A 3151-nucleotide genomic window follows, 5' to 3' on the forward strand; every position below is an offset into this window, starting at 1 on the left:
GTCTTCATAACTTAATTTCATAAAAATAACACCCCAAATGTTAGATTTTTCTGTCCAACTTTTTGGGGTGCGGTTCAAATTGACCAGTCTTGATGGGATTGAAGTGATATATTATGAGGAAAAGTAAATGGATTATTTAACAGAAAAAGATTGTAATGAGATTGCGCAAAAAGCTTATAAACTTGATCCGAAAGAAAAATTATATAAAGGCAATTTGATTGAAGTAGGAGATTGACAATTTAAAGTCATTGATGCTTCTGCTGAGTCAGTAAAAATACATAAAGTATAGTTTTATTATATTAAAAAGGATTGCAAATGATGTTAGCGCTTGCTTGGTTTATATTCTTTTTGCTATAATATACTATAATCGTGTTAGGATAGTTGATGATCTTGTGCTTTATAAAGGAAAGGAATATTTATGAAAATACCTAAGTTACTTTTGATAGTATTTGTTGGATTTCTAGGATTGGGAACTTTCAGTGCCTGTAGTCAACAGAAAAAAACAGAACAGAAGGAGGAAGTTACATTGACAACAGAGGAGAAAAAGAAACTTCGTAAAGAAGAAGAAAAAATCGCATTGTATCTGGTTAATCATTATGAAGATGTGAAAAAAATAGAATTTGTAAATTTTCATAAAGGTGGTTTTGGGACGGGTGATACAATCACTATAAAGGTCAATGATAATAGTTATATTTTACCAACAGAGTTGGAAAGTAAAGATGGATATTATTCAATAGGATATGATCCAAAAGACTTTCATTTGATAGAGAAGAAACCTCCAACACAGTTAACTAGTTTAGACGGAGTAGATGTTATTTATTACGAGGATTATTAAATGGTGCGATTGACTGATAAAGATTACAACATAATATCTAAAAAAGCCTATAGTTTGGATCCAAAAGAATATAAAGCAGAAGAACAATATGGTGTGGGAAAGGAATTTGATGTTAACGGTCGAAAATTCCGAGTCATTGATGCTATTGGTAACTCTGCTGAACCAACAGAAAACAGTATGCAAGTTATGGCTGTTGCTCCTGTTGATGATCAAGGGAACGTAGACTACAGTCAGGTAGTGGTTTCTTATGTTGGAACCAATTTTGGAGACAAAAAAGATGTTCTGAATGACCTTGAAAATCTAGGTATGGGTTTTACGGATAAAATGATAACAGGTCTCCCCTCGATTTCAGGGATGGGCAAAGGCATTCTAGAAGGACATTTTAACGATAGTGTCAAAAAGGAATTTGTCGAAAACATTGTAGATGTTCAGTCAAAAACAGCAGTAGAGTTTGCTCGAAGAGTAGAGAAAAAGGTTCGTAAAGAAAATCCCAATGCCATTATAACAACGAATGGTCATTCTTTGGGAGAGTCTATGGCTCTTTATACTGCCTTAAAAATGGGATGGAATAATGTTGGCTTTAATGGTCCAGATATTCATAATATCCTTTCGGAAGAAGAAATAGCATATATGCAGGCGCATCCAGAGCAATTTCGTAACTTTAGAAATCCAAATGATATGTTTTTGGGGAACATTTTGGGGAATAGAACAGGCGTTGCCATTTATGTCAATATGACAGATGCTAGTTTTGTTGATGAATCTTTACGAATTTTACAAGATGATAAACTTTCTTGGAAAGAAAAGGCAGATAAGATCTATAGTCTAGGGGATAAATATCACAGTTATAATACTTGGAGATTTAATAATAAAGGTCAGCTCATTGATGAAAATGGCAATGTTGTGACCAATACTGCAAAAGGAAATGCGAATACCCTCATCCTAGAAACAAAAACTAGGATGTTGCGATATTATGGCATGAAAAGCTTACTTACGGAAAGCGGAGGTGGCTTAAATAGCAACGAACAAATTTTTTTAGACAGTGAGCAGGCTACCATTGGTGCAAATGCTCTTGTTAATGCTGCTCAGCAAGTTTTGGATCAGATTAAGATTGAGAAACAAAGAGGAGTAGAAGAAGTAGAGTCTCTATTTGAAACGACCAAGTCTCCGTTTATGGTCAGTAGTCTTAGTCCTGATGAGATTAGATCGGCTTTTGCAGCTGGTGGTGTCACGTATACTAGTGTGGTTGAAAATGTAGAAAGCTCTCTACAAAATAAGCTCAACAAAGCGAGCCAAATATTAGATGAAATGACTAAATTGAAAGATAAAATTGCAGCTGGTATAAACAAAAAACTTGAAGAGGATATATCTTTAGCAGGGGAATTCAATCAATGGAGAAATTTGAATTAGCACAACGTGAAGTCGAAAAGAAAACTAAAGAATTAGAAGAATTGGAAGAGCATCATCGAGAAAAGTTGCAAGAATTTGAGGAAAGAAATGATTATTTTCAAACTGCACGTCGTGCCATACAAAATATTCTTGATGAAAAGTACGAAGAAACTTTGCATTATTTGAGAACTACGGATGCTGATCAGGATTTTTATGGGATTCTTAATAGAGAGATGGAATCTTACCAAATATTATCGGAAGATGCCTTGATGCAGGCGCAAAAAAAATTAGAATTAGAATTTTTAAAAGAGAATGATGATTTCCGACGAGAAAGGAGATATCTAGACGATGAGTTAGAGGCGGCTTATCTGCGTAGGAGAATAGCTGCAGATGACAATAATTAAACTAGAGAGTAAAAGAAAGTGATGATGAAATGACAACAACATTAACTGAGGATATTACAGGTGTATTTGCTGTAGGAAGCTACGATAATTTAGGAACTCGCCTACTTGCTATTCAAAAACAGATTGAAAAATCTCTGATAACCAATATTTATGCTCCATATGCCCTTAGTAATCGAGATGCGATTAAGTCCAAATCTAAGAGAGCAATTAGTAGAATTGCAAAGGAGGGAAAGTCGGTGATTAATGGAATTAATGATACTTTAGATAGTGCCATTAAGGGAGAATGGTCAAAATCCGTTAGAGAGGCTGTTACAACAGCAAGCGATAAATATGATAAGATTTAGCAATTAAGAATAAAATAGCCTAAATAAATGGACTACCCCAATTGATAAATATTTTGTCAAACTTTTGGGATGTAGTTCATTTATTTAGGTTCTTTTTTCGTTAAATCTCGAATAAGTAAATAAGGAGGCATTCTATGTAAAAAGTCAAGAATAATTTTTTAAAATATCAATTATTTTTTACA

At 33.8% G+C, this 3151-nt stretch carries 4 protein-coding genes; all 4 read left to right on the forward strand.

What is annotated here, in order from left to right:
• Nucleotides 1-418 precede the first annotated feature (418 nt).
• The 4 genes from SSIN_RS01075 to SSIN_RS01090 are packed head-to-tail and all read left to right on the forward strand — an operon-like array spanning nucleotide 419 to nucleotide 2969.
• Nucleotides 419-835 (forward strand): hypothetical protein, encoded by a 417-nt coding sequence (locus SSIN_RS01075; RefSeq protein ID WP_052076741.1) that lies wholly within the window; start codon nucleotides 419-421, stop codon nucleotides 833-835.
• Between the two features lie 3 nt (nucleotides 836-838).
• Nucleotides 839-2242, forward strand: a complete 1404-nt coding sequence (locus SSIN_RS01080) for a lipase (RefSeq protein ID WP_084578598.1) — start codon at nucleotides 839-841, stop codon at nucleotides 2240-2242.
• Nucleotides 2224-2625, forward strand: coding sequence for a hypothetical protein (locus SSIN_RS01085; protein ID WP_037614760.1), 402 nt, complete (start codon nucleotides 2224-2226; stop codon nucleotides 2623-2625). Before SSIN_RS01080 ends, SSIN_RS01085 begins: the two co-directional genes overlap by 19 nt.
• A gap of 29 nt (nucleotides 2626-2654) precedes the next feature.
• Nucleotides 2655-2969 carry a hypothetical protein gene (locus tag SSIN_RS01090; RefSeq protein WP_037614762.1) on the forward strand — a complete coding sequence of 105 codons (315 nt, stop codon included), beginning with the start codon at nucleotides 2655-2657 and terminating at the stop codon, nucleotides 2967-2969.
• The last annotated feature ends 182 nt before the right edge of the window (nucleotides 2970-3151 follow it).

The sequence above is a fragment of the Streptococcus sinensis genome (assembly GCF_000767835.1).
Lineage (GTDB): Bacteria > Bacillota > Bacilli > Lactobacillales > Streptococcaceae > Streptococcus > Streptococcus sinensis.

What these genes read in the sequence shown, in the direction of transcription:
- SSIN_RS01075 (WP_052076741.1), top strand. Translation starts at nt 419, where the DNA reads ATGAAAATACCTAAGTTACTTTTGATAGTATTTGTTGGATTTCTAGGA.
- SSIN_RS01085 (WP_037614760.1), top strand. Translation starts at nt 2,224, where the DNA reads ATGGAGAAATTTGAATTAGCACAACGTGAAGTCGAAAAGAAAACTAAA.
- SSIN_RS01090 (WP_037614762.1), top strand. Translation starts at nt 2,655, where the DNA reads ATGACAACAACATTAACTGAGGATATTACAGGTGTATTTGCTGTAGGA.